Source organism: Kitasatospora sp. NPDC101447, assembly GCF_044767225.1.
Taxonomy (GTDB): Bacteria; Actinomycetota; Actinomycetes; order Streptomycetales; family Streptomycetaceae; genus Kitasatospora.
In genome coordinates this window covers 216,907-240,027 of sequence record NZ_JBIWNL010000003.1, presented here as the reverse complement: position 1 = coordinate 240,027, position 23,121 = coordinate 216,907, and the positions used below count along the sequence as shown (strand labels likewise).

The following is a 23,121-nucleotide window of genomic DNA, read 5'->3' as shown; positions in this document are numbered from 1 at the left end:
TTGCGGCTGGGGCTACCGCTACGGCTTCGGCTGGGGGTGTGTCGGGCCGGGGAAGCCGGTGAGGAAGGCGTGGGCCTGGGCACGCAGGTCGTCGACCGGCGGGTCGTCGCAGACCACCTCCATGCCGAGTGCGGTCGTCTGCCCCCAGTGGAAGTAGGACTGGAAGGCGAGGTACGGGCGGTGGTCGTCGCTGGGGTCGAGGCCGACGGCGAAGGTCGCGAAGTGGTTCCGCTCGCTCTCCGTCCGGGCGAACTCGGTCCGGGAGAGCTCCCATTCGAACTCGTAGGGCTCGGGTTCGGCGGGCAGGTCCAGTAGGGCCTGGGCGAGCCGCCGGACCTCGTCCGAGTGCGCGAACGGGAGCGACTCGGATCCGAAGGGGCCCGCGGCGAACAGCTCCCACTCGCGGCCGTTGTGGCTGACGGTCAGTGCCCAGTGGCCGGCCTGGTCGTGCCACTGGCAGTGGAGGGTCTGATCCGGATTCATGGTGGTCAACCTCCCTGTGGTTCCCGACTGTTCGTAGTCCCTCATCGTGGCACACCGGCCGGTGGAGGGAAGTCGGGTGTGAGCCGTTCTCGGGCCCGTTGCCAGGCTTCCTGAAGGGGCCGGTAGCCGATGACGGTGATGCCGTGCTCGGCGAGGAGCCGAGGGGCCTCGGGGGACACCAGGAACTCGTGATCGGTGCGGCGCACGTGCCAACCGTCGTCGTGCGGGGCACGCGGGTCGGGCCCGGTCAGGCCGGGGTGCAGCGCCCATTCGGTCAGGCCCGGCGGGAGCGCGGCCAGCAGCCGGGCGTAGTGGGCGGGTTTGTCGTCCAGCGGGACGGCGAAGCTGTCGAGGAAGTCGTGGTCGACGACCGGCAGGCCGAGCCGGCGCATCCGGGCCAGGGCGGGTGGCAGCCAGACCCGGACCGCCAGGCCGTACTCGGCGCCGAGGGCGAGGGTGAGGTCGAGGATGTCCTCGCGGCCGCCGTCGGCGAGGCAGTGGAAGTCGAGGTGGGTCGGTGCGAGACCGGCCGCCCCCACCGCGTCGATCTGGGCGCGGAACTCGCGCTCGACGTGGTCGAGCCGGGCGCGTTCGAGCAGTCGGGAGCGTCCGGCGGGCGTGGGGGCGAAGAACCCGCCGGTGTCGTCGAGGAGGGACGGTACCCGGTCGCGGGCGGCCAGCGGGCCCCAGCGGAGGTGCGGTGACTCGCAGACCAGGGTGAGGTGGACGCCGAAGGGGACGTCCGGGTGCCGGCGCAGGAGCCGCAGTGCGTGCGGGGCGGCGTGGCAGACGGTCATCAGGCTGCAGGAGGCCGCGATGCCGTTCCGAACGGCGTCGATCACGGCGAGGTTGACGGACTCGTCCCGGCCGAGGTCATCGCAGTTGAGCAGCAGGAGGCGGGCGTCGGGCGGGTGGTGGAGGAGGGCGTTGGCGCTGGGGTTGGGGGTGGCGGCGGGGTCGGTGGCGGGCATGGGGGGAGTCTGCACCGGCTCCCGGGGTGGGCGCGCGGGGATTTCCACCGGGGGCGAACGGGGGTGGCGCGGTGGGTCGGTGCGGTGGGTCGGTGCGATGGGTCGGTGGGTCAGCCGGTGGTGGGGGCCGGGTGCCAGGGGCGGTCGGGGCGGGTCCGGACCGGGGCGGAGGTGAGGCGCAGCCCGTACACCTCGCGGTCGGCGGCCTCGTACGGGACCTGGCCGAGGTACTCGTGGCCGGTGAGGTGGCACCAGGCGGGCAGGTCGAGCGGGGCGGCGGGGTCCGTGGTCTGGATGTGGACCACCGCGCCGGCCGGGAGGTGCGCGATGCGGGCACGCAGGCGGAGCAGCAGCTGGACGCAGAGCAGGCCGGTGCCGTCGATGGTGAGGTCGGGGGCGGTGCGGTCGGGCGCGAGCAGGGGGCCGTCGGGGGCGGGGGGCGTGCCGTCGGGGCCGAGCGGCGTGCGGTCGGGGCCGAGCGGGGCGGACGGGGTGGCCGGGGAGGTCATCGGGGGGTCTCCTGGGTGATGCGCCAGAGGCGGCGGGGCAGTTCGCCCTCCTCGAAGGGGTGGACGTCGGTGAGGTGCCAGCCCTCGGCGAGCGCGTCCACCAGCTCGCGGGGGAAGAAGTGGACGGCGAAGCCGCCGTGCTCCCAGATGTCGTCCCCGTGGCCGGTACCGGCGCCGTAGTGGGCGTCGCCGGTGTGTCGGACGGTGTAGACGAAGGTGCCGCCCGGGCGCAGGACGCGGCGGACCTCGGCGACGAGTGCCGTGATCTCGTCGGTCGAGAGCGCCATGCAGAGCAGCATGTGGGCGAAGACCGCGTCGACGGAGGCGTCGGGGAGGGGCAGCGGGTCACGCACGTCGTGGGTGACGATCGAGAGCCGGTCGGCCAGGCCCTGGCCGGCGGCTGCTGCGCTCAGCTGCTCCAGGCCGGTCGGGCTGAAGTCGGTGGCCAGCACCCGGAAGCCCGCGCGGGCGAAGTGCAGGGCGTCGCGGCCGTGGCCGGCGCCGAGTTCGAGCACGTCGTGGGCCCTGGCGGCGGCGAAGGCCCCGGCGGCGTACGCGGCGGGGGCGGACGGCAGCTCGCCGTACATCCCGGGGTTGGCGGTGTAGGTCCGCTGCCAGTGCGCGCGCTGGGTGTCGGCGAGGGCGGGCTCCCGGCCTGGCGTGTCGCCGGGGGTGTGGGTCATGGTGCTGCCCTTCGCGGGGTGGTCGTGCGGTCGCGCGGGGGTGGTGCGGTCGTATCCGTGCGGGTGCGGGTGCGGGTGCGGGTGCGGGTGGTCAGGTGGACCGGGCTCAGCCCAGGACCGGGGTGCGGCGGTGGCCCCCGCGGGTCTCCGGTGGCGCTGCTCAGCCGAGGGGCGTGCCGGGGGCGGTGCCTCCGAGTCGGGTGAGCAGCGCGGACAGCCGGCCGAGGTCCTCGGGGCTCCACTGCCCGGCCGCGAAGTGGTCGGCGGCGACCTGGCGTGCGGTGTGCAGCATCTCGGCGAGCCGCTCGCGACCGGTCGGGGTGAGGGCGGCGTAGGCGACCCGGGCGTCGCGGGCCGCGGCCTCGCGGGTGACCAGGCCGATCCGCTCCAGCGGTGCCAGGCCGCGGGTCACGCCGGAGGCGGTGAGGCCGAGGGCCTCGGCGAGGTCGACCCGGCGCATCCTGCCGCCGGGGGCCTGGGCGAGGTGGAGCAGCATGGTGAAGTCGGACAGGCTCACGCCGTGCAGGCCGCTCAGGCTCGCGTCGAACCGCTTGACCACGGCCGCCTGGGCGCGGACCAGCCGCAGGGCGGTGTCCAGCGGGTCGGGGCTCGGGGGCGTGTCGGTCGGTTCCGTCGTCTCGGGCTCTGTCATTGCCACCTCCTTGACTGCTCAAGTATATCCCTACGGAGAGCCGTCAAGGAGATGGCCGGGGGGGGGGAGGGGGTCGGTCAGCCGGCGGCGTTGGCGGCGCGGCGCTGACGCTTGCCGAGCGGTGCCTGCGAGAGGTCCTCGGCCTGGGAACGGAGGTTCTTGAAGCCGTAGCCCCGGGCGGTCAGCCAGCTCTCCGCCGCCTGCTCGGCCCGCTCGGTGGCCGCCAGGATGTCCTCCTCGGCCTCGCCCTCGTCGAGGAAGCGGAAGGTGAAGGCGGACCGCGCGGAGAGGTCGTAGCTGAGGTGGCCCTCGCGGGTGAAGGCCGCGTGCAGCACGTCGTGCTCGGGCGCGGCGGCCAGGAGTTCGGCGCGCTGCCCGTCGGTGAGGCCGTCGAAGACGCCGCGCACCATGATGCGGAAGGTTCGGGTAGTCATCCCCCGACCATAGGCAGGAGGGGCTGCCGACCGCCAACGCGATTTCGTCGCGTCGGCGGTCGGCGGTCGGCGGTCGGCGGTTCGTGGCCGTGGTTCGTGGGTCCGGGTGGGGAGGCGGTCAGCTGCTGACGCCCAGTTGGGCCAGCAGCGTCGTGTTGTCCTCGATGTGCCAGTCCTCGACGATCCGGTCGGTGCCGACGTGCTGGATGTCGATCGCGTTGAACTCGACGGACCGGCCCTCACCGCGGACGCCGTTGAAGGTGCCGGTGAAGTGGCCGCGGAAGACCAGCCTGGCGGTGATCTTGTCCCCGGTGACCAGGATGTCGGACAGCTCGCAGGTCAGGTCAGGCACGGCGGCGCGGAAGGTGCGCGAGGCGAGCGCCGGGCCGGTCGGGCCCTGCGGGCGGCCGGGCGGCAGCGTGTTGTCCCTGAACTGCGGACTGATCGCCGCGTCCAGGTACCGCTGCTGCCCGGTGTTCCAGAACGTGTACAACTGCTGGGCCAGGCGCACCTCTTGGGCCGCGCGCCGGGAGCCGATCGAACGGTCCACGGTGAGCGCCTTCGGCTGGACCAGGTCGGGCGAGCGGTCGACCAGGCGCTGCGGCCAGGAGCGCGAGGACTCGTGGCGGTCGGCGATGGCGTCAGCGGTGGGGCGGCCGGCCCCGTGGACGGGCGTGGCCGCGGCGGTACCGCCCGCCAGGGCGGCCAGGGCGAAGGCGACGGCGGCGGCGCGGGCGGCGGTGCCGGTCCGCGGTCGCGGGCGTCGGCGGGCCGCGTCCGAGCGTCGGAGGTCAGACAAGGCGACCGCCCCCGTCGACGTGCAGCACCGTGCCGGTGACGTACGGGTTGTCGATCGCGTACAGCACCGCCTTGATCAGGTCGTCGGGACTGCCCACGCGTCGCGCCGGATTGCGCCCGGCCACGCCGCGCAGGAACGCCTCCTTGTCGGCACCGAGGCCGTCCCAGGAACCGGTGTCGACGATGCCGGGGGAGACCGCGTTGACCCGCACCGGTGCGATCTCCACCGCCAGCGCCTGCACCAGGAAGGCGAGCGCGCCGTTGGTGGTGGCCATCACCGTGCGCTCGGGGGCCGGACGCCAGGCGGCGACACCGGAGAAGAACGTGAACGAGCCGCCCTCGGCGACCTGCCCCACCAGGTGCTTCGCCAGCAGCAGCGGCCCGATCACCTTGGCTGCGAACGCCCGCTGCACATCGGCTGCGTCGAGCTCCCGCAGCGGCCCGTTGGCCGGCATCGCGGCGGTGGACACCAGGTGGTCGAACGAGCCCAGGCGGGAAGCGAGTTCGGCGATCGACCGCTCGTCCGCGAGGTCGAGTGAGAACACCTCCGACGGCCCGGACAGCTCTCCGGCCGTCCACTCCAGCTTGCGCGGATCCGGACCCGCCAACACGAGGTCGGCACCGGCCGCCGACGCGGCCTTGGCGAGCGCCCGCCCGGTGCGCGAACCCGCACCCACCACCACGAGACGTCGACCCTTCAGGGAACCGTCATCGGACACGGGAGAACTCCTTCGTCATCGGGGAAGCGGCCGACCGTCCGCTTGCGGCGGCCGCACCACGACCCTCCCCCGACCTGGTGTGATGAGTCCAAGGCTTGTTTTCGATGCAGTCGATAACATCTGTTCATGGCAACGCTCCGGCAGCTCGAATACCTGGTCGCGGTGGTCGACACCGGATCCTTCACCCGTGCGGCCGAACAGCTGCACGTCACCCAGCCCGCGCTCTCCCACCAGATGCGGGCCCTGGAGAACGCCGTCGGCGGCCCGCTGCTCGAACGCCTGCCCCGCTCGGTACGGCTCACCCCGATGGGGCGGGCGGTGCTGCCGCACGCCCGCGCCGCGCTCGCCGAAGCCGAACGCCTCCGCACGGTGGCCCGGCGCACCGCCGGACTGGAGCAGGGCGAGCTGGAGGTCGCGGCCGTCTACTCGGTCAGCCTCGGCATCCTGCCGCCCGTCCTGCGCGCCTGGCGCCGACTCCACCCCGGCGTGCAGATCCGGCTGCGTGAGTACCCGCACGCCGACCGGCTCCAGGCCGCCATGGCCGCCGGCTGCGCCGACGTCGCCGTCGGCCCCGCCCCGGCCGACTGGGAAGGCCCGATCCGCGAACTCGGCGTCGAGGAGTTCGTGGTCGTCCTGCCCGCCGACGACCCGCTGGCCGACCGCCCCGGCGGCACGATCGCGCCGGCCGAACTCGCCGACCGCGCCTGGGTCCACTACGCCCCCGACAACGGCCTCGCCGACCTGCTCGACCGCGTCGCCGCCCAGGCCGGCTTCCACCCCCGAGCGGCCGTCCGCGCCGAACAGACCTCCGCCGCACCGCTGTTGGCCGCCGCCGGACTCGGGCCCGCCCTGGTGCCCGCCAACATCGTCCCGCCGCACTTCGACGGCGCCGTGCTCCGCCCGGACCCACCGATCCGCCGCACCCTCACCGCCTACACCCGCACCCGCCCCGACCCGCTCACCGTGGCCTTCGCCGACCTCCTCGCCGCCCAGGCCCGGGTCAATCCGCCTGGCCTGTCGGTGGCCGGGTTGGGGGGTGTGGTGGAGGCGTGATGTGAGGTGGGCTGAGGGGGTGTTGGGGTGGGTGGGGGGAGGTGGCTTCACGGCCCCGGCCGGGATCGGTCGGCTCGCCGTGGCTACAGACCTCCTGGCCGCCCAGGCCCGCGTCAATCGGCCGGGCCTAGCGGTGGTTGAGGCGGGGTGGGGGTGTTGGGGTGGGTGCCCAGGTGGGCCCGTCTGGCCTGGGCGGTGGTTGGGGTGGGATGTGGAGGGTGGCCGTCGGGGTGGGTGTCTCGCGGGTCGGCTCGGCTGGGCGGTGCGGGTGGGTGGCGGTGTCGTCTGGGCGAGGTGGTCTCACTGCCGGCACTCACACCCGCCCGGCCCGGCGGTGGTCGGGGTGGGGTGAGGGCGGCGGCCCGTCCCGTGGTGGGCAGCGGTGTTGCATCGGGGAGAGGTGCGGGTCGTTCGCGGGCTCGGGCTGTCGGATGGGCGGTGAACTCGGTTCGACTTGAGCAGATGTGACGATGTGCCAGGTAGGCCTCGGGCGGATGCATGGCAGAGCCTCCTTCTGCGGCGGCCCGGGTGGCTGCCGTTCGGTGACTCCAAGAGTGGTTGCTCCGGTCCCGATCGCGCATGTGCCGATCGGCAGGAATCCTGGGGGAAGTGGCCGGGCCGATCCTGCCGAACGGCACTCCCGCCAGGACTGCTGCTGCGGAACCATGGCCGCATGACCGACATCGAGCCCACCGCGCCGCCCGCCGAGCGGCGCCGCACTCTCCTCGCCGCGATCCACCGCGCCGGCGGCACCTGGACCCGGCAGCGGGCCTGGGAGCTCTACCGGCCCCGGCCGGAGCCCAAGTTCGTCCGCCGGGACCTGCAGGCGCTCTGTGCGGCCGGCCTCCTCGTCCGCGTCCGGATCGGTGAGTACCGGGTGCCGCGGTGAACGGGGCGACGGGGTTCGCTACGTCCGGGCCGGGAGCCGGGTGCAGACGGCTCCGGTGGCGAGGGCCGCGGGCTCGGCATCGAGGGTGGCGAGGGTGAAGGCGGTGGTGAGTGCGCTGATGTCGCGGGTCTCGCGGAGGAGGTAGTGGTTGCCGCCGGGGATCTCGTAGCGGGCGAGGTCAGGGACGACCCGGCGGGCGCGCAGCGCGTACTCCAGCGACTGGGTGGCGTTGGCCGCGCTGTTGTCGCCGGTGCCGTGGACGATCAGCACCCGTCGGCCGGCCAGCTGGTCGACGGCGTCGCCGCTGGGCAGCCAGGGGGCGATCCCGGCGACGCCGACGACGGAGGGGTGTCCGGCGCACCAGAAGGCGGCGCGGCCGCCGAGGGAGTTGCCGATCAGGACCACCGGCGCGCCGTCGTACCGTCGGGCGAGCTCGTCGAGTGCCCACCGGGTGTCGACGGCGGTGTCGGCGTCGTCGCCGTTCCAGCCGCCGTAGCGGTAGCGCAGAACGTGGACGGCGAGGCCGTGCGGGCGGCCGCGCTCGGTGAGCTCGGTGGCGAGCTCCCGCAGGCCGAGTTCGGCGACCTTCACTGGTCCGCGGCGGCTTCGGATGAACCCGCCGGGCAGCAGCAGGGCGACGCCGTTGACCGGCCCTTCCTCCTGCCACGGGGTGAGTTCTGGGGTGCGCTCACGGTGCGCTAGGAACACGCGGAATCCTCCCTGGGGTGTACACGCGGATTCTACGGTTCCGGGGGTGGGGCCCGGTGCGTGAGCAGGGACTCCAGGATCCAGCCGGTGACCCCGCTGCGCGCCACCATGACCCTGGCCCAGCGGGCCCCGAGCGGTGAGGTCCAGCTGTCCGTCACCTCGACGACGTCACCGGAGCAGGCCAGCCCGACGACGGTGTCTCCGCCGGAGTGGTCGAGCCGGACGTTGGCGGCGTCGGCCGAGACCTCCCACCAGCCTGCCCCGACCGCGGGAGGCCGTTCGTCGCCCGGTGTGACCGCGGCCGGCACGAGCAGGATCGCGAGGGAGAGGACCGCTGCCGTCGCCCGGGCGGTCACGGCCACGGGGGCCTCGGCGGCGCGGTGCGCGCGGACGGCGGTGACGGCGTGACGGGCGGGGGAGTCATGTACAGCAGAACGAGCCGACCCTGCGTGTGCGCACTGTCGGGCGTCGAGGCTCACCCGTTCGAGTGGGCGGAGTCGGGGAGCAGCCGCCCTCCGACCACGGGGAGAATCTTGCTCCGTTGTCGACCGGGGGAGCGCTTCGACCAGGTCGTCCCGGCCTGGGCGACGTGCTGCGGGCCCGCGGGCAGGTCCGCGTGCTGCTCCGAGCAGGGGGCGGAGGGTCGGGCCGCAGGACGTCGGGCGGGCCGACTTCCTGCTCCGCTGGTGGCGAGGAGGGAGTTCGTAACGATCACCCCATTCGGCGCCTCGCATGTGCAGGTGATGGCCGGGGTTTTCCCTGCTCTTTGTTTTGGATGACCGGGGGCTCTGCGACGATCCGATGATCGTCGTCCTGATGCGGTGGGCGGCGCGTCGCAGGGGAGAGAACGGCATGGCCGTTGGGCCCGAGGACAGCGTTGTCCGGGCGGGGTGGGGTGCCAGGTTCGCCTGGGACAAGGAGATCTGGATGGTGGTCGCCGGCGGGGTGCTGGGCGGCCTGTTCGCGACCATCGGGCTGGCCGCACTGCTCGGGCCGGCGAACGGGTTCGGCGGCGACAGCCTCGGATACCTGGGCATCATCAGCATCCTCGGGCTGATGCCGTGCGGCGGGGGCCTGGTCTGGGCGCTGATCCACCCCCGGCGCGGCTTCCCGGCGATCGCCGTCGGGATGCTGCTGGGGCTCGGGATCTTCTTCGCCTTCGCCGGTGAAGGCGTGGACGACGCCTGGAAGGCCCCGCTGGACCGGCCGTCCACGACCCGCGCGCTGGGCAGCTGGACGGCCGGGGACCTGGTGGTGCGGGTCCGCCCCGACCAGGTGGTCGCCTACCGCAGTGCCACCGGGGCCGTCGTGTGGCACTGGACGCTGCCGGGGGAGGACTCGGTGTGCGCGATGAGCCGTGGCGTCGGGGCCGGCACCGCCGGGCAGGGCTCCGTCGGGCTGATCGGCCACTCGCCGCACGACAAGCCGTGCACCGCGGTGACCGCGCTCGACCTCTCCGACGGCAGGGAGGGCTGGACCACCGCCGTCGACGCGCCGGCACGGGACGGGGACGCGGCGACGCCGGACGTGGTCACCGTCGCCGGCGGGCAGGCCGTCCTGCAGGAGAAGGACGGCTGGCGGGCCGTCCGGCTCGCGGACGGTGCGGCGGTGTGGCGCGGGACGACCGACGCCGGCTGCGCCCCGCTGCACGTTGCCGGCGGGGCGGCGGACGTGGTGACGGTCGCGCAGTGCGGCGCGGCGGCGCCCGTGCTGCGGTCGCTGGCCGCCGAGGACGGGCGGGAGCAGGCGCGCATCGCGCTGCCCGTGGTGGGCGGGCTGAAGAACCTCGCGGTGGTGTCGGTCGATCCGCTCGCGGTGTGGGTCGACGCCCAGGGGGAGCGCGGGACGCACGCGGTGCTCAGCTTCGACCGGTCGGGGCGGCCGCGGGCGTCGATCCCGGTGTCGGGGAGCGAGTACGACCTGGACGTGATGCTGGGCGGCCTGCACGCCTTCGACGAGTTCGACGCCCGGCCGCTGTTCGGCGGGGTGGTCGTCGGGGACCTGTTCGTCGTGCCGGGGGAGCGGCCCGGCGACGTCACCATCGGCAGTGGCAGGAACCCGGTCCGCAGCGCGACCGGCCGGCTGGTGGCGTACTCGCTCGCGGACGGCGGGCAGCGGTGGACGGCGGGGTTGGACGACCAGGTCTCGGGCCTGGTCGTGGACGGGACGTCGGTGTGGGCGATGACGCGCAACCGGATCACCCGGGTGGACGCCGCGACCGGACGGCGGAACGCCGAGCTGGATGTGAACGGCACGTCGTCGCTGTACCCGGTGGACCTCTCGGTGTCGGGGCCCAAGCAGTTCACCGTGGTCGCGGAGGACGGGACGCGGGACGAGCCGCCGGTGCGCGGGATGAAGTGAGGGGTGATCGGGCGTCGGCGGCGGCCCCTCACCGGGCACGCCGCCGACGGCATGGTCGGCGGTGCCGCCCGCGGCGCGGCCGGCCCGCGGTCAGCGGGAGTCGTTCCGGAAGTCCGGGTAGCCCAGGATGAGGACCTTCTCGGCCGGGTTCCGGACGTAGGGGATCACCTTGCCGGTGTCCTCGAAGCCGAGCCGTCGGTAGAAGGCCAGCGCGCGGCCGTTGCCCTCGTTCACGCCGAGGGTCAGCCACCGGACGTCGACGTGCTCCTGCGCGTGCCGGACGGTCGCGTGCACGAGGTCGGCGGCGGGGCCGCCCGCACCGCGGTGCCCGGGAGCGACGTAGACGGCGTGGACGTGCGCGGTGTCGGGCACGTGCGGGATGGGCTCGACCGCGGCCATCCCGACCCAGTTCCCGTCCTCGTCACGGACGGTGAACGTGGCGCGTTCCCGGGCGGTGGCCTCGGCGGCGGCGTGCTGCTGCCAGTAGCCGTCGGGGCGGGCGGCGGTGTCGGCGTAGGAGAGGCTGAAGGCGTCGGGGGAGTCCCGCAGTGCCTCCAGGGTGATCTCGCGGAGTTCCCGCCATTCCTCGGTGGCCATCCGGCGTACGACGTAGTGCATGAGCCGAGCCTGGCACGGGTGCGGGGCGGGCGGATCACGCGTGAGGATGATCTTCATCGCGGGCCACCCCGGTTCCGGGCCGCGGGCCACCCCGGCTCGGGGCCGCGGGCCACCCCGGCTCGGGGCCGCGGACCGCTCCGGGGTGGGCCTCCCGGGCCGTCCGGCGCGGGCCTCCCGGGCCGTCGGGCGCCGGGGAGCGCTGCCGCGACCGGCGGATCTGAGCCTTCCAGGCGGTTGTGTCAGGCTGGTGTGGGAGCACCGCGGAGATCGGGAGGCTCGTGATGGCCGAGACCAGCGTGAACGGGGTGGCGCTGCACTACGAAGCCCAAGGTGAGGGCCCCGGCGTCGTCCTGGTGCACGGCTCGTGGAGCGACGGGGACTCCTGGGCGCGGGTGATGCCGGGCCTGGCGGAGTCCGCCACCGTCGTCGCCTACGACCGCCGGGGGCACAGCCGCAGCGAGGACCCGCTCACCCAGGGTTCGGTCCACGAGGACGCGGCCGATCTGGCCGGGCTGATCCATGGGCTCGGCCTCGCCCCGGCCTTCGTCTACGGCGACTCCTACGGCGCACTGGTCACCCTCCGGCTCGCCTCGGCCCGTCCCGACCTGCTCCGCGGGATCGGCGTCCACGAGCCGCCGGGCACCGGCATCCTGCTCGCCGACCCGGACCTCCGCCCGATCGGCACCGCCTTCGCCGACCGGATCGCCGCCGTCCGGGAACTGCTGGAGCAGGCCGAGTCCGCCGCGGCCGCCGAACTGTACGTGGACAGCCTCGCCTTCGGGCCGGGCGCGTGGGAGCAGTTGCCCGCGCCGATCCGGCACACCTACATCCGCAACGCGCCCACCTACCTGGACGAGCTGCGCGACCCGGACGCGCTCGACCTCGACCTCACCGGCCTGGCCCGGTACACCGAACCGGCGCTGCTCACCCAGAGCGACGACAGCGCGCCGATGTTCGGCGAGGTGCTGGACCTGGTCGACCTCGCCCTGCCGAAGGCGGAGCGGCACCTGTACAACGGCGCCGGCCACGCCCCGCACCTGTCGCAGCCAGAGGAGTGGGTGCGGGTGGTCCTCCCGCGCGTGCTGGTGTGAGGCGGACCGCCGCCGGGCCCGGGAGCTGAGCGCTCCTCGGGTCCGGCGGCCGTGCTCCCCGGGCCCTCGACGGTGCTCCTGCCGGCGCCACAGGCCCGGCGGGTGCGGCCGATCGGGGTGGGTTCGTCCGCCTTCCGGGTGATGACGATTCGCCCCCGGGCGAATCGCGGAGCCGACGCTCGCCAGTGAACTCCCGTGGGGCGCACGCTACTTCGGTGACCGCGTCCACACGGACGCGGCCGACCGGAAGGACGAACATGACGAGCACGCGTGGCCGCGTCGCCGCCCTGCTGGGAGCCGTCGCGGTGGTCGCCGGCACCACCCTGGCCACTCCCGCCCTCGCGGCGGCCGCCGAACCGGCCGGAGTCGGGGGCGGGATCTCCAGACAGGCGCCCTGTCCGGACGCGCCCGAGTTCACCTGCGGGACCCTCACCGTCCCGCTCGACCACAGCGGTGCCACGCCCGGCAGCCTCGACCTCGCCGTGGCGGTCGCCGGCAACACCGACGCCCCCAAGGGCGACCTGCTGTTCCTCACCGGCGGCCCCGGCCAGCCCGGTGTGCCGCTGATGAAGCGGATCGCGAGCAAGCTGGAACCCGTCCTCAAGGACTACCGCCTGGTCATGTACGACCAGCGCGGCACCGGGGGCGGCGCACTCCAGTGCCCCGGCCTGCAGGAGGACATGGGCTCCTCCGACCTCGCCGCGCCGCGCGAACAGTCGATCGCCGACTGCGCCGCCGCCCTCGGCCCGAACGCCCGCTTCTACGGCAGCGCGGACACCGTCGCCGACATCGACCTGCTGCGCCAGGCCCTCGGCGACCGGCGCCTCACCCTCGACGGCGTCTCCTACGGCACCTTCGTCGCCGAGCGGTACGCGCTCGCCCACCCGACGCACGTGGCCCGCCTGGTGCTCGACTCGGTGGTGCCGCAACAGGGTTACGACCCGCTCGACCTGGCCGCGCTGCCCGCCAGCGCCCGTGTCCTGACGGCCGCCTGCCGGGCCACCGGCTGCACCACCGACCCGGCCGCCGACCTCGCCGCGGTCGTCCGGCAGTACGGCAACGGGGCGCAGATCCTGGACGCCCTCACCAGCTACGAGTTCACCGACCCGAACTACGGCGGCGTCGCGGAGGCGCTGCACGAGGCCGCCGCCGGGCAGCCCGCGAAGCTCCAGAACTTCATCGACACCGTCCACCAGGGCGACGCCGCCCCCGCCAACCTGCTCAGCCAGGGACTGCACGCCGCCACCGTGTGCGCCGACGGCCGCTTCCCGTGGGGCACCGCCGACACCCCGGTCGCAGGGCGTGCGGCGGCGCTGGAGCGGACCCGGCAGCGGCTGACCGCCGAGCAGACCTGGCCGTACGACGCCGCGACCGCCACCGGGCTCGGCAGCCTGCTGGTCTGCCTGGACTGGCCGCGCGAGCCGGTGCCGCCGACGCCGTCGGCGCACCGCAAGCTGCCCGACGTGCCGGTGCTGCTGCTCGGCGGCGACCGGGACCTCTCCACGCCGAACGAGTGGCTGTACCAGCAGGCCGCGTCGGCCCACGACCCGCAGATCGTGATCGTGCCCGGGGCCGCGCACTCGGTGCAGACCCGGGCGGCGAACCCGGTCGGGCGGCAGGCGGTCTACGACTTCCTGCTGAAGCAGGGGTGAGGTAGCGGGAGACCGGGGCCCGGGGAGACCGGGGCCGAGGACCCGGCGACGGTCCGTGCCACACGGGGGTGGGGACGGGGCGCCACCGGGCTTCCACGGACCGGGCGGGCGGACCGGGGGGGGGGGGGGGGGGGGGGGGGGGGGGGGGGGGGGGGGGTGCCCCCCCCCCCCCCCGCGCCCGGTTCAGCGTTCGGTCGCGCCCCAGCCGTCGTCCGGCAGCGTGCGGTCCGGTTCGGGGCAGTCGACGTGCTCGTAGCCCCACAGCATCGCCTTGTGCAGCACCCACTCCTCCAGCGGCGGCTGGTCGTAGGCCTCCCGGTTGGTCAGGACCAGCTCCACCCGGACCTCCTCGGCCGGCGAGAACAGCAGGTTCCGCTGGTGCGGGAGGTTCTCGTACGTCACCGTCTGCCAGACGCAACCGGCGGCGGTGAGCGCGGCCGTCAACTCGGCCTCGGTCACGCGGGTGTCGAGCGTCACCGACTCGCCGCCAGGCCGCGGGAGTTCCAGCTCTCCGTGCCAGACCGGCAGGGACAGCGAATGGAGCTGCCGGCAGCGGCAGAACACCGTCTGCACGTCGCCCCAGCCGAAGCCGTGCGGCCAGCGGTTGTCGCGGCGGATCCGGCCGCCGTCCCAGGGATCGCCGTAGCGGGCGGCGAGTTCGGGCAGCGAGGCGCCGTGGCGCAGGTCGCCGAGGCCGCCGGTGGAGACCAGGCCGGTGAGGACGGTGAGGAAGTCCGTCATCCCAGGCACCCGCGTACCGCGTCGATCAGCCGGTTCGCCCGGGCGTCGCCGTGGCCGATCATCCGGTTGGCGACGTAGGCGAAGCCGACGCCGAACTCGTCGTCACCGAAGGCGAACTGGCCCCCGGCGCCGTCGTTGCCGAAGCTGCGCCCACCGAGCAGCGGACGGAACGCGGGGGAGTCGAGCAGCACGCCGGAGCCCCAGCGGGCGCCCATGTCGAAGCCCAGGAAGCCCGCGCCGGAGGAGACTTCGCGCACCGCGTCGGTGACCGTGTCGGGGGAGAGCAGCCGCTCGCCGCCGTCCAGACCGGTGACCGCTGCCGCGTACAGGCCGGCCAGCCCGGTGGCGGAGGCGACGGCACCCGCGCCGGGCAGCTCGATCGCGTGCAGGGCCGGGTCGTTCCAGCCGTGCGGCACGTCCAGGCCGGGGAAGACCAGTGCGCCGTTCATCGTCACGATCCTGGTGAGCAGGTGCTCCGGGCCGGGCATCGGGCGGCGGCCCTCGGCCTCCACCAGCCGTGCCAGGCGCGGGAGTTCGCTCTCCGGAAGGCCGATCCAGACCGGCAGGCCGAGCGGATCGGCGAGCTCCTTGCGCAGGAACGCGCCGGGGGTCAGACCGGTGATCCGGCGGATCACCTCGCCGACCGCGAAGCCGAACACATGGCCGTGGTACTCGTAGGTCGTGCCCGGCTCCCAGAGCGGCTCCTGGGCCTCGATCGCCCGGATCACCGGCTCCCAGGCGGCGACCTCCTCGAAGGGGAGCACCGCGTCCAGCGCCGGCAGGCCGGCCCGGTGGCCGAGGACCATCCGGGTGGTGACGGACTGCTTGCCGTGCTGCGCGAACTCGGGCCAGTAGCGGGCGATCGGCGCGTCCAGGTCGAGTCGGCCCTGCTGGGCGAGCAGGTGCGCACAGATGCTCACCGCGCCCTTGGCGCACGAGAAGACCGGCACCACGGTGTCCTGCGTCCAGGCGCGGCCGGTGCGCTCGTCGGCCGTGCCGCCCCACAGCTCGACCACCTTGCGGCCGCCGGCGTACACCGTGACGGCGGCGCCCAGCTCGGGGAACTCCTCGAAGTTGGCGGCGAAGACGTCCGCGACTGCGCCGTAGTGCTCGTCCGCCCACCCCTGGTACTGCTGCATGGTGCGTGTCTGCCCTTCCCTGGTCAAGATCACCGACCGGTCCACGGTACGGCGTCGGCGCGGCCGCGACGAATGATTTGACCGGGGCTGGGGCGGGTGGGGCAAATGTGACGGTCCGACATGCCCTCCTGCTCCGAGGGGACCTGTTGGTACAGCGGGTTCTGCCGGCCTCCCGCGGTCGGTACTGCGGTGTCGAGGTGCGACGGTGCAGCGGTGCTCCGGGTCCGCACTATGCTGTCCGGCGGTCCTGGGACCGACGGGACCGGACACCGGGGGAGGAACATGAGCGACGAACGTGCCGGGACGGGCTTCGGCGCCCATCCGGCGAAGCCCGGGGCTGCAGGGTTGCCGCAGCAGCGCCGGGGGGTGTGACGGTGGCCGACCACGATGCGCACCCGCTGGGGGAGAAGCCGGGTAGTCAGCGCCAGCAGGTGGAGCGGTTGAAGAAGACGATCGACGAGTCGCACGGCATGTGGGGCGCCGGCGATCTCAAGTACGCCGTCCATGACGCCCTTCAGCTGCCCGCTCCGAAGGGGGACGCGGGCAAGCTCGGCGAACTCGCGGCCGCCTACGCCGCGGCGGTCGGGCAGATCGACCAGGTCCAGATGAAGGTGGAACGCGTCGGCTCCCAGCATCTGCCCGACGCCTGGACCGGCCAGGTCGGCGAGAAGGCGGCCGAGGTGGTCAAGGCCTCCGCCGACGACCTGACGCGCTGCCGGGACGCGTTGGACAAGGGGCGGCTGCACCTCACGGCGCTGGCCACCGCGCTGAGCGAGGCGCAGACCCTGCACGGGCAGGGGGCCGCGCCGCTGGGCGAGGCACTGAGCCTGCTGCACGAGATCACCGTCGCCGGCGCGCCCGACCTCGTCCACTGGGACGACGACACCATGCACACCGCGCACGCGAAGGCGAAGGACGGCATCAAGTCGATCTTCGACGCGGCGGTGAAGGCCGAGACCGCCGGCCGCGCGGCCGCCCGCGAGCTGAACGCGCTGGCGGGCAAGGCGCTGGCGGGCAAGTTCACGAACAAGGGCCTGGGCGCGACCCCGCCTGGCTGGCCGAGCGGATCTCCCCGGTGCAACTCGACGCGGCCTCCCCGGACTTCGCACCGACGGGCTACCAGGGCGTCAGGTGGGACCAGGGCAACCGCGGGACCTGCGTGCCCGCGTCGACGGTGACCGCCCGGGCGATGGTCGACCCGCTGTTCGCCTTCCAGCTCACCACCGGCGGCCACCCCGGCGACCCGAAGTTCGACAACGGCAAGGCCGCGTACGAGCGTTGGCTGTCGGAGACGGACCGCGTCCACGACAAGCGCGGTTGGTGGCACAAGTGGACCGACGGCATGCTGGACTACGAGTCCAAGGACGTCGCCGACGACGAGATCGGCGCGCACACCGGCGCCGGCTACAAGAACGTCGACCTCGACAGCCGGGACCAGCGCCAGAACGCGCTGGCCGAGATCGAGCGGAAGGTCGACGAGGGCAAGCCCGTGCCGATCTCGGTGGACAGCGGCCACTGGTACCAGTCCGGCAGCCACCAGATGGTGATCATCGCGCACCGCGGTGACCTGCTGGAGCTCTACAATCCGTGGGGCGCCACGGTCTGGGTCAGCGAGAGCGACTTCGTCGACAACCACATGCAGGGCGCGTCCGACGACCGGTTCCCGGCCGTGTCGAGCGTCCGAATGCCCAAGTGAGGCCCGAAGTGACCACCCCGCAGCCCCGGAGCGGCCGCGTGACGCGCCGCCGGATCCTCCTCGCCCTGACCGCGGTGCTGGCCGTCGCGATCACCGTGGGAGCGGTGGTCGTGCACCGGATGACCACCGGCAGGCTCGACCACGGCACGGTGTTCGGCGCGACCTCGGACCGGCTCACCGTCAGGCCCGGCGAACTCTTCTCCATCGAGGTGTTCGGGTACCAGGGGTCGCGCGACGCCTGGGCGGTGTCCGACCCCGGTCCCGACCCGGCGGTCGTGCGGGCGTCCGGGGACGAGTACGTCGACAATGTCGGCATCGAGGACCTGGCCGCCCACGTCTTCGTCGGTTCCCTCGGCTCGGGCGGCCACTACTACTTCACGTTCCGCGCCCAGAGCCCGGGCCGGACCACCGTCACGCTGCACGACGGGGCCCCCGGCCACGGGGGCGGGAAGTTCGCCCACGGCGCCGACCGGGCCGAACGGCAGTTCACCGTCGACGTCCGCTGAGCCTCCTCCTCCGGTTCGGGACGGCTAGCGGAGCGCGGGTGTGGGCAGGCTCGGTCGGAACGTCCGCACACGCTGCACCGGACGGCACGAGCCGCACCGGACGAAGGAGCCCAGGATGACCGCAGTGCACGAATCCGTCCTCGACGCGATCGGCGGGACGCCGCTGTTCCGGCTCGCCCGGCTCGGTGCCGGCCTCGCCGCGCCGGTGTACGCCAAGGCCGAGTTCCTCAACATCGGCGGCAGCGTCAAGGACCGCGCCGCGCTGTCCATGATCCTCGCCGCCGAGCGGGACGGGCTGCTGAAGCCGGGCGGGACGGTCGTCGAGGCGACCTCCGGCAACACCGGCATCGGCCTGGCCGTCGTCGGACGGCAGCGCGGGTACCGGGTGATCGCCGGGGTGTCGGACAGGTCGGCCGCCGAGAAGTCGGACATCCTGCGGGCGTACGGCGCGGAGGTGGTGCTCGCCCCGACCGCCCTGCCGCGGGAGGACCCGCGGCACCTGTTCAACGTGGTGCAGCGGCTCGCCGAGGAGATCCCCGGTGCCTGGCTCGCCAACCAGTACGACAACCCGGCCAATCCCGATGCCCATGTCCGGACCACCGGCCCCGAGGTCTGGGAGCAGACCGGCGGCCGGGTGACCCACTTCGTGGCGGGCGTCGGCACGGGCGGCACCGTCACCGGCACCGGCGGGTACCTGAAGCAGGTGTCCGGTGGCACGGTGACCGTCGTCGGCGCGGATCCGGAGTCCTCCTCGTACGGGGGCGGGGACGGCAGCCCCTGGTACGTCGAGAGCATCGGGCACTTCCTGCACCCCGGGACGGTCGAGGACCGCTTGCCGCAGGCCTACCGCCCGGAGGTGGTCGACTCCTTCGAGCGGATCCCGGACCGCGAGTCGCTGCTGACGGCGCGCCGGCTCGCCCGGGAGGAGGGCATCCTGGCCGGCCCGTCCTCGGGTGCTGCGGTGGCGGCGGCGCTGCGGGTGGCGCGGCGGCTGGGCCCGGACGACCTGGTGGTCGTGCTGCTGCCGGACTCGGGCCGCTCGTACCTGTCGAAGGTGCACAGCGACGCGTGGATGCGGGAGTGGGGCTTCCTGGAGGAGCCGGGGGAGACCGCGGTGCGGGAGGCGCTGGCGGCGGCCGGCCCGCTGGTGGCGGTTCCCGCCGACGCGACGGTCGGCGGGGCGGTGGAGGCGCTGCGCGACGTGCCGGGCGGCGTGGCCCCGGCGGTGCTGGCGCGGGCGGCGCGCCCGTACGGGGTGAGCGCGACCGAGGTGGTGGGCTCGGTGTCGCGGGAGGTGCTGGTGGCGGCGCTCGCGGACGGCGGCGCGAAGCCGGGCGATCCGCTGGGCGGGCTGCTCGGCCCGGCGCTGCCGACCGTGGGCGTCGGGCAGTCGGCGGCCGAGGCGCGGGCGGCACTGGCGGGCGGGCACCCGGCCGTCCTGGTGCTGGTGGACGGGCGGGTGGCCGGGCTGCTGCCGGGCGGGGCGGTTACGACCTGACGGACCGTCAGGAGTTCTATGTGGGGGCCAGGATGGCGGAGATCACCCGGTCCAGGGTGCGGTCGAAGGCCTTGTCCGGATCGGCCGGTGGGCCGGCGGTGGCGAACGCCTGGGCCAGGTGCGGGAAGTCGCCGCTCGCTGCCGCCTGGCCGAGGTAACCGACCAGCTCCGCCTGCCACTTGGCGCCCGCGGCCGCCGTCTGTTCGTACTGGGCGAACTGGGTGATGAACCCGTTGAACAGCGCCATCGCCTCCATCCGGGCCCCGCCGCCCAGGCCGGTGGGGGCGGTGACGGCCAGGAAGTGGTCGGTGTAGCGCAGCGCGTTGGGGCCCAGGCTGGGGCGGGCCAGCAGCAGTGCGGGCAGCCAGGGGTGGCGGCGGCAGATGCCGAGCTGCTGATGGGCGAGGTCGGCGAGGTCGGCCCGGACGTCGCCGCTCGGCGCGGGTGGCAGTCGGTACTCGCCGGTGACCGCGTCGAGCATCAGGTCGAGCAGGTGCTCCTTCTTCGGCACGTAGTTGTAGAGCGACATGGTGCCCGCGCCGAGCGCCGCCGCGACCCGGCGCATGGAGACCGCGTCCAGGCCCTCGGCGTCGGCGATCCCGATGGCCGCGGCGGCGATCGAGTCACGGCTGTGCGCCGGGCGCGGGCCGCGACCGGTGCGCTCGGGGCGCAGCCAGATCAGCTCGGGCGCCTCGGGGGGAGTGGGCCTGCCCGGCTGCTGTGGCGCGTCGGGGCTCAAGTGGCTCTCGGAGCCGGTGGGGGGCTTGCTGGACGGCACTGGAAGATCACCTCGCGCTCCCATCTTAGATACGTACGGCGTACGTAGTACGATGGCGTCCACATGCGCTTCTACGTACGCTGTACCTAGAGAAGGGGCAGAGCCATGTCCGACACCAACCGGCCCGCCATCGAGATGGCGGGCGTGGAGAAACACTTCGGTGCCACCCGGGCCCTGCGCGGCCTCGACCTCAGCGTCCCGGCCGGCACCGTGTGCGGCCTCCTCGGCCCCAACGGCGCCGGCAAGAGCACCGCCGTCCGCGTCCTCGCCACCCTGGTCGCCCCCGACCGGGGCACCGCCCGCGTGGCCGGGCACGACGTCGTCCGCGCCGCCGAGGACGTCCGGCGCTCCATCGGCCTCGCCGGGCAGCACGCGGCCGTCGACGAGGGCATCACCGGCCGCGACAACCTCCACCTGCTCGGCCGGCTGCACCGCCTCGGCGCCCGCCGGGCCCGGGCGCGCGCCGACGAGCTGCTCACCCGCTTCGACCTCGACGAGGCCGCCGACCGGCTGGTGCGCACCTACTCCGGCGGCATGCGGCGGCGCCTCGACCTCATCGCCAGCCTCGTCACCAGCCCGCCCGTGCTCTTCCTGGACGAGCCGACCACCGGGCTCGACCCGCGCAGCCGCCAGGAGATCTGGGACACCGTCAAGGGGCTGGCCGACGACGGCACCACGGTGCTGCTCACCACGCAGTACCTGGAGGAGGCCGACCGGCTCGCCGACGACATCGTGGTCGTCGACCACGGCGCCGCGATCGCCACCGGGCCGCCGGACCGGCTCAAGGCGGCGATCGGCAGCCAGGTCTCCGTCACCCTGGCCGATCCGGTTCAACTCGCCCACACCGCCGTGGTGCTGTCCGCGCTGACCGGGGGTGATGCGCAGGTGGACGTGGCCGAGCGGACCGTCACGGTGCTGACGGCCCCGAGCGTGTCCGTCCTGCTGCCCTCGCTGGTACGGGAGTTGGACGGTGCGGGGGTCGTCGCCGAGGACGTCGCGGTGCGGGCGCCGTCGCTGGACGACGTCTTCCTGGCGCTGACGGACCGGGCGGCCGCGCAGTCCGTCGGGGGTGCGCAGGCCGCCGCGGCCGGGCAGTCCGTCGGTGGTGCGCAGTCGGTCGAGGGTGCGCAGGCCGCCGAGGCCGGGAGGGCCGCCTGATGGCCACCGTCGCGTACCCCGCTCCGCGCCCGTCCAACGTCGCCCGGCTGGTCTCCGACACCTGGACGTCCATGCTGCGCATCCTGCTCAACTACCGTCACTCGCCGGGCCTGTTGGCCGCCTCGCTGGGCGTGCCGGTGATCATGGTGGTGGTCTTCGGATACGTCTTCGGCAGCGCCATGCAGGTGCCGGGCGGCGGTGACTACCGGGAGTTCCTGATGCCCGGACTGTTCGCCATGGTCGCCACCAACGGCGTCATGCCCACCATGGTCGGCGCCGCCCGCGACGTCGGGCGCGGCGTCACCGACCGGCTGCGCTCCATGCCCGTCTCGCGCACCGGTCTGCTGCTCGGACAGACCCTCGCCGACCTGCTGGTCAGCGTGGCCGTCCTGGCCCTGATGGCGCTGGTCGGACTCGCCGCCGGCTGGCGCGCCCGGCACGGACTCGCCGACACCGCAGGGGCGTTCGCGTTGCTGCTGCTCTTCCGGTTCGTGATGACCTGGGTCGGCACGCTGCTCGGCCTCATCGTCGGGAAGGAGGAGGCCGCCGGCCAACTCGCGGTCGCGGTGTTCCCGGTGGCGATGGTCACCAACGCCTACGTGCCGACCCTCGGCATGCCCGGCTGGCTGCGCGCCGTCGCCGACTGGAACCCGATCAGCTCCGTCGTGCAGGCCTGCCGGGAGCTCTTCGGCAACCCCTCGGCGCCCGGCACCGCCTGGCCGATGCAGCACCCCGCGCTCGCCGCGCTGCTCTGGAGCGCGGTGCTGCTCGCGCTCTGCATGCCGCTCGCGGTACGGAAGTTCGCCACCCACGGGCGGTGACCAGGGGGCTCCGGCACGCCTGTGGAATGTACTGGACAGCGGGGCCGGTGTGGTCTTGGGTGGGGCGCCATGGAGTACACCCACCTCGGCCGCACCGGCCTGACCGTCTCCCGCCTCTGCCTCGGCACCATGAACTTCGGCCCGCACACCGAAGAGGCCGACGCCCACCGCCTCATGGACACCGCCCACGAACGCGGCATCAACTTCTTCGACACCGCCAACGCCTACGGCCGTGACAGCGAGGGCAACCTCAAGGGCCGCACCGAGGAGATCATCGGCCGCTGGTTCGCCCAGGGCGGCGGCCGCCGCGAGCGCACCGTCCTCGCCACCAAGGCCTACGCCGACATGGGCGACTGGCCCAACGAGGGCAAGCTCTCCGCGCTGGCCATCCGCCGGGCCGTCGAGGCCAGCCTCCGCCGGCTGCAGACCGACCACATCGACCTCTACCAGATGCACCACATCGACCGGGCCACGCCCTGGGAGGAGATCTGGCAGGCGATGGAGGTCCTGGTCGCCCAGGGCAAGATCATCTATGTCGGCTCCAGCAACTTCGCGGGCTGGCACATCGCCCAGGCCCAGGAGGCCGCCCGCTCCCGCCACTTCCTCGGCCTGGTCAGCGAGCAGTCCCTCTACAACCTGCTCGACCGCACGATCGAGCTGGAGGTCATCCCCGCCCTCCAGCACTACGGCCTCGGCCTCATCCCGTGGTCCCCGCTGCGCAGCGGCCTGCTCGGCGGCGTCCTCCGCAAGGAGCGCGAGGGCACCCGCGGCCGCAGCGCCATGGGGTACGCGAGCGAGCTCCTCACCAAACACCGCGACCGCATCCAGGCCTACGAGGACTTCGCCGACGAACTCGGCACCGACCCCGCCGACCTCGCCCTGGCCTGGCTCCTCTCCCGCCCCGCCGTCACCGCCCCCATCATCGGCCCCCGCACCGCGGCCCAGCTCGACACCGCCCTGGCCGCGCTCGACCTCACGCTCGACCGGAAGACCCTGGACCGCCTCGACGAGCTCTTCCCGGGCCACCAGCCCGCCCCGGAGGACTACGCCTGGTGACCCCCGCGCACCCTGCCGGGGCCCGGTGCGCGTCCGGGCCCCGGCAGGGTGCGAGTGAGGCGGTGGACGGGCGGGCCGGCGGGGTCGGCCGTACGGGGGTGGGTGCC

At 74.1% G+C, this 23,121-nt stretch carries 26 protein-coding genes; 12 read left to right on the top strand and 14 right to left on the bottom strand.

Annotated features, from left to right (window positions below):
* Positions 1-18: 18 nt before the first annotated feature.
* From ACIRST_RS06020 to ACIRST_RS05985, 8 genes are all read right to left on the bottom strand, one after another.
* Positions 19-483, bottom strand: coding sequence for a hypothetical protein (locus tag ACIRST_RS06020; RefSeq protein ID WP_402800432.1), 465 nt, complete (start codon positions 481-483; stop codon positions 19-21).
* Between the two features lie 41 nt (positions 484-524).
* Positions 525-1,454: a polysaccharide deacetylase family protein gene (locus ACIRST_RS06015; RefSeq protein ID WP_402800429.1), complete on the bottom strand. Its 930-nt coding sequence runs from the start codon at positions 1,452-1,454 to the stop codon at positions 525-527.
* Positions 1,455-1,564: 110 nt separating this feature from the next.
* Complete coding sequence (locus ACIRST_RS06010) at positions 1,565-1,963, bottom strand: sulfurtransferase TusA family protein (RefSeq protein ID WP_402800427.1); 399 nt, start codon at positions 1,961-1,963, stop codon at positions 1,565-1,567.
* Positions 1,960-2,646 carry a class I SAM-dependent methyltransferase gene (locus ACIRST_RS06005; RefSeq protein WP_402800424.1) on the bottom strand — a complete coding sequence of 229 codons (687 nt, stop codon included), beginning with the start codon at positions 2,644-2,646 and terminating at the stop codon, positions 1,960-1,962. The genes ACIRST_RS06010 and ACIRST_RS06005 overlap by 4 nt, the downstream gene beginning before the upstream one ends.
* Positions 2,647-2,806: 160 nt before the next feature.
* On the bottom strand, positions 2,807-3,298 hold the full coding sequence (locus tag ACIRST_RS06000; RefSeq protein ID WP_350521201.1) for a MarR family winged helix-turn-helix transcriptional regulator: 492 nt from the start codon (positions 3,296-3,298) through the stop codon (positions 2,807-2,809).
* A 77-nt stretch (positions 3,299-3,375) separates the two neighbouring features.
* Positions 3,376-3,732, bottom strand: coding sequence for a DUF6204 family protein (locus ACIRST_RS05995; RefSeq protein ID WP_350521200.1), 357 nt, complete (start codon positions 3,730-3,732; stop codon positions 3,376-3,378).
* A 118-nt stretch (positions 3,733-3,850) separates the two neighbouring features.
* Positions 3,851-4,531, bottom strand: a complete 681-nt coding sequence (locus ACIRST_RS05990; protein ID WP_402800422.1) for an ester cyclase — start codon at positions 4,529-4,531, stop codon at positions 3,851-3,853.
* Positions 4,524-5,249 (bottom strand): SDR family oxidoreductase, encoded by a 726-nt coding sequence (locus ACIRST_RS05985; protein ID WP_402800420.1) that lies wholly within the window; start codon positions 5,247-5,249, stop codon positions 4,524-4,526. Before ACIRST_RS05985 ends, ACIRST_RS05990 begins: the two co-directional genes overlap by 8 nt.
* Before the next feature lie 126 nt (positions 5,250-5,375).
* On the opposite strand from ACIRST_RS05985, the gene ACIRST_RS05980 reads away from it, so the two are divergent.
* Together ACIRST_RS05980 and ACIRST_RS05975 are read left to right on the top strand one after the other, a co-directional pair.
* Positions 5,376-6,302 carry a LysR family transcriptional regulator gene (locus tag ACIRST_RS05980; RefSeq protein ID WP_350521197.1) on the top strand — a complete coding sequence of 309 codons (927 nt, stop codon included), beginning with the start codon at positions 5,376-5,378 and terminating at the stop codon, positions 6,300-6,302.
* A gap of 673 nt (positions 6,303-6,975) precedes the next feature.
* Complete coding sequence (locus ACIRST_RS05975) at positions 6,976-7,191, top strand: hypothetical protein (RefSeq protein ID WP_350521196.1); 216 nt, start codon at positions 6,976-6,978, stop codon at positions 7,189-7,191.
* Between the two features lie 18 nt (positions 7,192-7,209).
* On the opposite strand, the gene ACIRST_RS05970 is transcribed toward ACIRST_RS05975, so the two are convergent.
* Positions 7,210-7,899 (bottom strand): alpha/beta hydrolase, encoded by a 690-nt coding sequence (locus ACIRST_RS05970; RefSeq protein ID WP_350521195.1) that lies wholly within the window; start codon positions 7,897-7,899, stop codon positions 7,210-7,212.
* A 32-nt stretch (positions 7,900-7,931) separates the two neighbouring features.
* Entirely contained in the window at positions 7,932-8,261 is a 330-nt protein-coding gene (locus ACIRST_RS05965) for an SH3 domain-containing protein (RefSeq protein ID WP_402800416.1), read from the bottom strand.
* Between the two features lie 490 nt (positions 8,262-8,751).
* Between ACIRST_RS05965 and ACIRST_RS05960 the strand changes: the two genes are divergently transcribed.
* A complete protein-coding gene (locus ACIRST_RS05960) occupies positions 8,752-10,260 on the top strand; it encodes a PQQ-binding-like beta-propeller repeat protein (protein WP_402800413.1) in 1,509 nt (502 codons plus the stop codon).
* A gap of 90 nt (positions 10,261-10,350) precedes the next feature.
* Here ACIRST_RS05960 and ACIRST_RS05955 read toward each other — a convergent pair whose 3' ends face one another.
* Positions 10,351-10,878 (bottom strand): GNAT family N-acetyltransferase, encoded by a 528-nt coding sequence (locus ACIRST_RS05955; RefSeq protein WP_350521192.1) that lies wholly within the window; start codon positions 10,876-10,878, stop codon positions 10,351-10,353.
* 281 nt (positions 10,879-11,159) lie between these two features.
* Between ACIRST_RS05955 and ACIRST_RS05950 the strand changes: the two genes are divergently transcribed.
* Together ACIRST_RS05950 and ACIRST_RS05945 are read left to right on the top strand one after the other, a co-directional pair.
* Positions 11,160-11,969 (top strand): alpha/beta fold hydrolase, encoded by an 810-nt coding sequence (locus ACIRST_RS05950; RefSeq protein WP_402800411.1) that lies wholly within the window; start codon positions 11,160-11,162, stop codon positions 11,967-11,969.
* Between the two features lie 257 nt (positions 11,970-12,226).
* Positions 12,227-13,621 carry an alpha/beta fold hydrolase gene (locus tag ACIRST_RS05945; protein ID WP_402800408.1) on the top strand — a complete coding sequence of 465 codons (1,395 nt, stop codon included), beginning with the start codon at positions 12,227-12,229 and terminating at the stop codon, positions 13,619-13,621.
* Positions 13,622-13,804: 183 nt separating this feature from the next.
* Here ACIRST_RS05945 and ACIRST_RS05940 read toward each other — a convergent pair whose 3' ends face one another.
* Positions 13,805-14,362, bottom strand: a complete 558-nt coding sequence (locus tag ACIRST_RS05940) for a hypothetical protein (protein WP_402800406.1) — start codon at positions 14,360-14,362, stop codon at positions 13,805-13,807.
* Positions 14,359-15,501 carry a serine hydrolase domain-containing protein gene (locus ACIRST_RS05935; protein WP_402800404.1) on the bottom strand — a complete coding sequence of 381 codons (1,143 nt, stop codon included), beginning with the start codon at positions 15,499-15,501 and terminating at the stop codon, positions 14,359-14,361. The genes ACIRST_RS05940 and ACIRST_RS05935 overlap by 4 nt, the downstream gene beginning before the upstream one ends.
* Positions 15,502-15,875: 374 nt before the next feature.
* Here ACIRST_RS05935 and ACIRST_RS05930 point away from each other — a divergent pair, with 374 nt between their 5' ends.
* From ACIRST_RS05930 to ACIRST_RS05915, 4 genes are all read left to right on the top strand, one after another.
* Positions 15,876-16,679 (top strand): hypothetical protein, encoded by an 804-nt coding sequence (locus ACIRST_RS05930; protein ID WP_402800402.1) that lies wholly within the window; start codon positions 15,876-15,878, stop codon positions 16,677-16,679.
* The gene (locus tag ACIRST_RS05925) at positions 16,661-17,197 is read left to right on the top strand and encodes a hypothetical protein (protein ID WP_402800399.1); all 537 of its coding nucleotides are present in this window, start codon (positions 16,661-16,663) and stop codon (positions 17,195-17,197) included. Before ACIRST_RS05930 ends, ACIRST_RS05925 begins: the two co-directional genes overlap by 19 nt.
* A gap of 38 nt (positions 17,198-17,235) precedes the next feature.
* Positions 17,236-17,703, top strand: a complete 468-nt coding sequence (locus ACIRST_RS05920; RefSeq protein ID WP_402800397.1) for a protease inhibitor I42 family protein — start codon at positions 17,236-17,238, stop codon at positions 17,701-17,703.
* A gap of 115 nt (positions 17,704-17,818) precedes the next feature.
* Positions 17,819-19,201, top strand: coding sequence for a pyridoxal-phosphate dependent enzyme (locus ACIRST_RS05915; protein WP_402800395.1), 1,383 nt, complete (start codon positions 17,819-17,821; stop codon positions 19,199-19,201).
* A gap of 16 nt (positions 19,202-19,217) precedes the next feature.
* Here the strand turns inward: ACIRST_RS05915 and ACIRST_RS05910 are convergent, their stop codons facing one another.
* Positions 19,218-19,979, bottom strand: a complete 762-nt coding sequence (locus ACIRST_RS05910; RefSeq protein WP_402800393.1) for a TetR/AcrR family transcriptional regulator — start codon at positions 19,977-19,979, stop codon at positions 19,218-19,220.
* A gap of 105 nt (positions 19,980-20,084) precedes the next feature.
* Between ACIRST_RS05910 and ACIRST_RS05905 the strand changes: the two genes are divergently transcribed.
* The 3 genes from ACIRST_RS05905 (at position 20,085) to ACIRST_RS05895 (ending at position 23,014) form a co-directional block, all read left to right on the top strand.
* Entirely contained in the window at positions 20,085-21,137 is a 1,053-nt protein-coding gene (locus ACIRST_RS05905) for an ATP-binding cassette domain-containing protein (protein WP_402800391.1), read from the top strand.
* The gene (locus ACIRST_RS05900; protein WP_402800389.1) at positions 21,137-21,958 is read left to right on the top strand and encodes an ABC transporter permease; all 822 of its coding nucleotides are present in this window, start codon (positions 21,137-21,139) and stop codon (positions 21,956-21,958) included. Before ACIRST_RS05905 ends, ACIRST_RS05900 begins: the two co-directional genes overlap by 1 nt.
* Before the next feature lie 69 nt (positions 21,959-22,027).
* Positions 22,028-23,014 (top strand): aldo/keto reductase, encoded by a 987-nt coding sequence (locus ACIRST_RS05895; protein WP_350521181.1) that lies wholly within the window; start codon positions 22,028-22,030, stop codon positions 23,012-23,014.
* Positions 23,015-23,121: the final 107 nt, after the last annotated feature.

What these genes read in the sequence shown, in the direction of transcription:
- ACIRST_RS06020 (WP_402800432.1), bottom strand. Translation starts at nt 483, where the DNA reads ATGAATCCGGATCAGACCCTCCACTGCCAGTGGCACGACCAGGCCGGC.
- ACIRST_RS06015 (WP_402800429.1), bottom strand. Translation starts at nt 1,454, where the DNA reads ATGCCCGCCACCGACCCCGCCGCCACCCCCAACCCCAGCGCCAACGCC.
- ACIRST_RS06010 (WP_402800427.1), bottom strand. Translation starts at nt 1,963, where the DNA reads ATGACCTCCCCGGCCACCCCGTCCGCCCCGCTCGGCCCCGACCGCACG.
- ACIRST_RS06005 (WP_402800424.1), bottom strand. Translation starts at nt 2,646, where the DNA reads ATGACCCACACCCCCGGCGACACGCCAGGCCGGGAGCCCGCCCTCGCC.
- ACIRST_RS06000 (WP_350521201.1), bottom strand. Translation starts at nt 3,298, where the DNA reads ATGACAGAGCCCGAGACGACGGAACCGACCGACACGCCCCCGAGCCCC.
- ACIRST_RS05995 (WP_350521200.1), bottom strand. Translation starts at nt 3,732, where the DNA reads ATGACTACCCGAACCTTCCGCATCATGGTGCGCGGCGTCTTCGACGGC.
- ACIRST_RS05980 (WP_350521197.1), top strand. Translation starts at nt 5,376, where the DNA reads ATGGCAACGCTCCGGCAGCTCGAATACCTGGTCGCGGTGGTCGACACC.
- ACIRST_RS05975 (WP_350521196.1), top strand. Translation starts at nt 6,976, where the DNA reads ATGACCGACATCGAGCCCACCGCGCCGCCCGCCGAGCGGCGCCGCACT.
- ACIRST_RS05960 (WP_402800413.1), top strand. Translation starts at nt 8,752, where the DNA reads ATGGCCGTTGGGCCCGAGGACAGCGTTGTCCGGGCGGGGTGGGGTGCC.
- ACIRST_RS05955 (WP_350521192.1), bottom strand. Translation starts at nt 10,878, where the DNA reads ATGCACTACGTCGTACGCCGGATGGCCACCGAGGAATGGCGGGAACTC.
- ACIRST_RS05950 (WP_402800411.1), top strand. Translation starts at nt 11,160, where the DNA reads ATGGCCGAGACCAGCGTGAACGGGGTGGCGCTGCACTACGAAGCCCAA.
- ACIRST_RS05945 (WP_402800408.1), top strand. Translation starts at nt 12,227, where the DNA reads ATGACGAGCACGCGTGGCCGCGTCGCCGCCCTGCTGGGAGCCGTCGCG.
- ACIRST_RS05940 (WP_402800406.1), bottom strand. Translation starts at nt 14,362, where the DNA reads ATGACGGACTTCCTCACCGTCCTCACCGGCCTGGTCTCCACCGGCGGC.
- ACIRST_RS05935 (WP_402800404.1), bottom strand. Translation starts at nt 15,501, where the DNA reads ATGCAGCAGTACCAGGGGTGGGCGGACGAGCACTACGGCGCAGTCGCG.
- ACIRST_RS05915 (WP_402800395.1), top strand. Translation starts at nt 17,819, where the DNA reads ATGACCGCAGTGCACGAATCCGTCCTCGACGCGATCGGCGGGACGCCG.
- ACIRST_RS05905 (WP_402800391.1), top strand. Translation starts at nt 20,085, where the DNA reads ATGTCCGACACCAACCGGCCCGCCATCGAGATGGCGGGCGTGGAGAAA.
- ACIRST_RS05900 (WP_402800389.1), top strand. Translation starts at nt 21,137, where the DNA reads ATGGCCACCGTCGCGTACCCCGCTCCGCGCCCGTCCAACGTCGCCCGG.
- ACIRST_RS05895 (WP_350521181.1), top strand. Translation starts at nt 22,028, where the DNA reads ATGGAGTACACCCACCTCGGCCGCACCGGCCTGACCGTCTCCCGCCTC.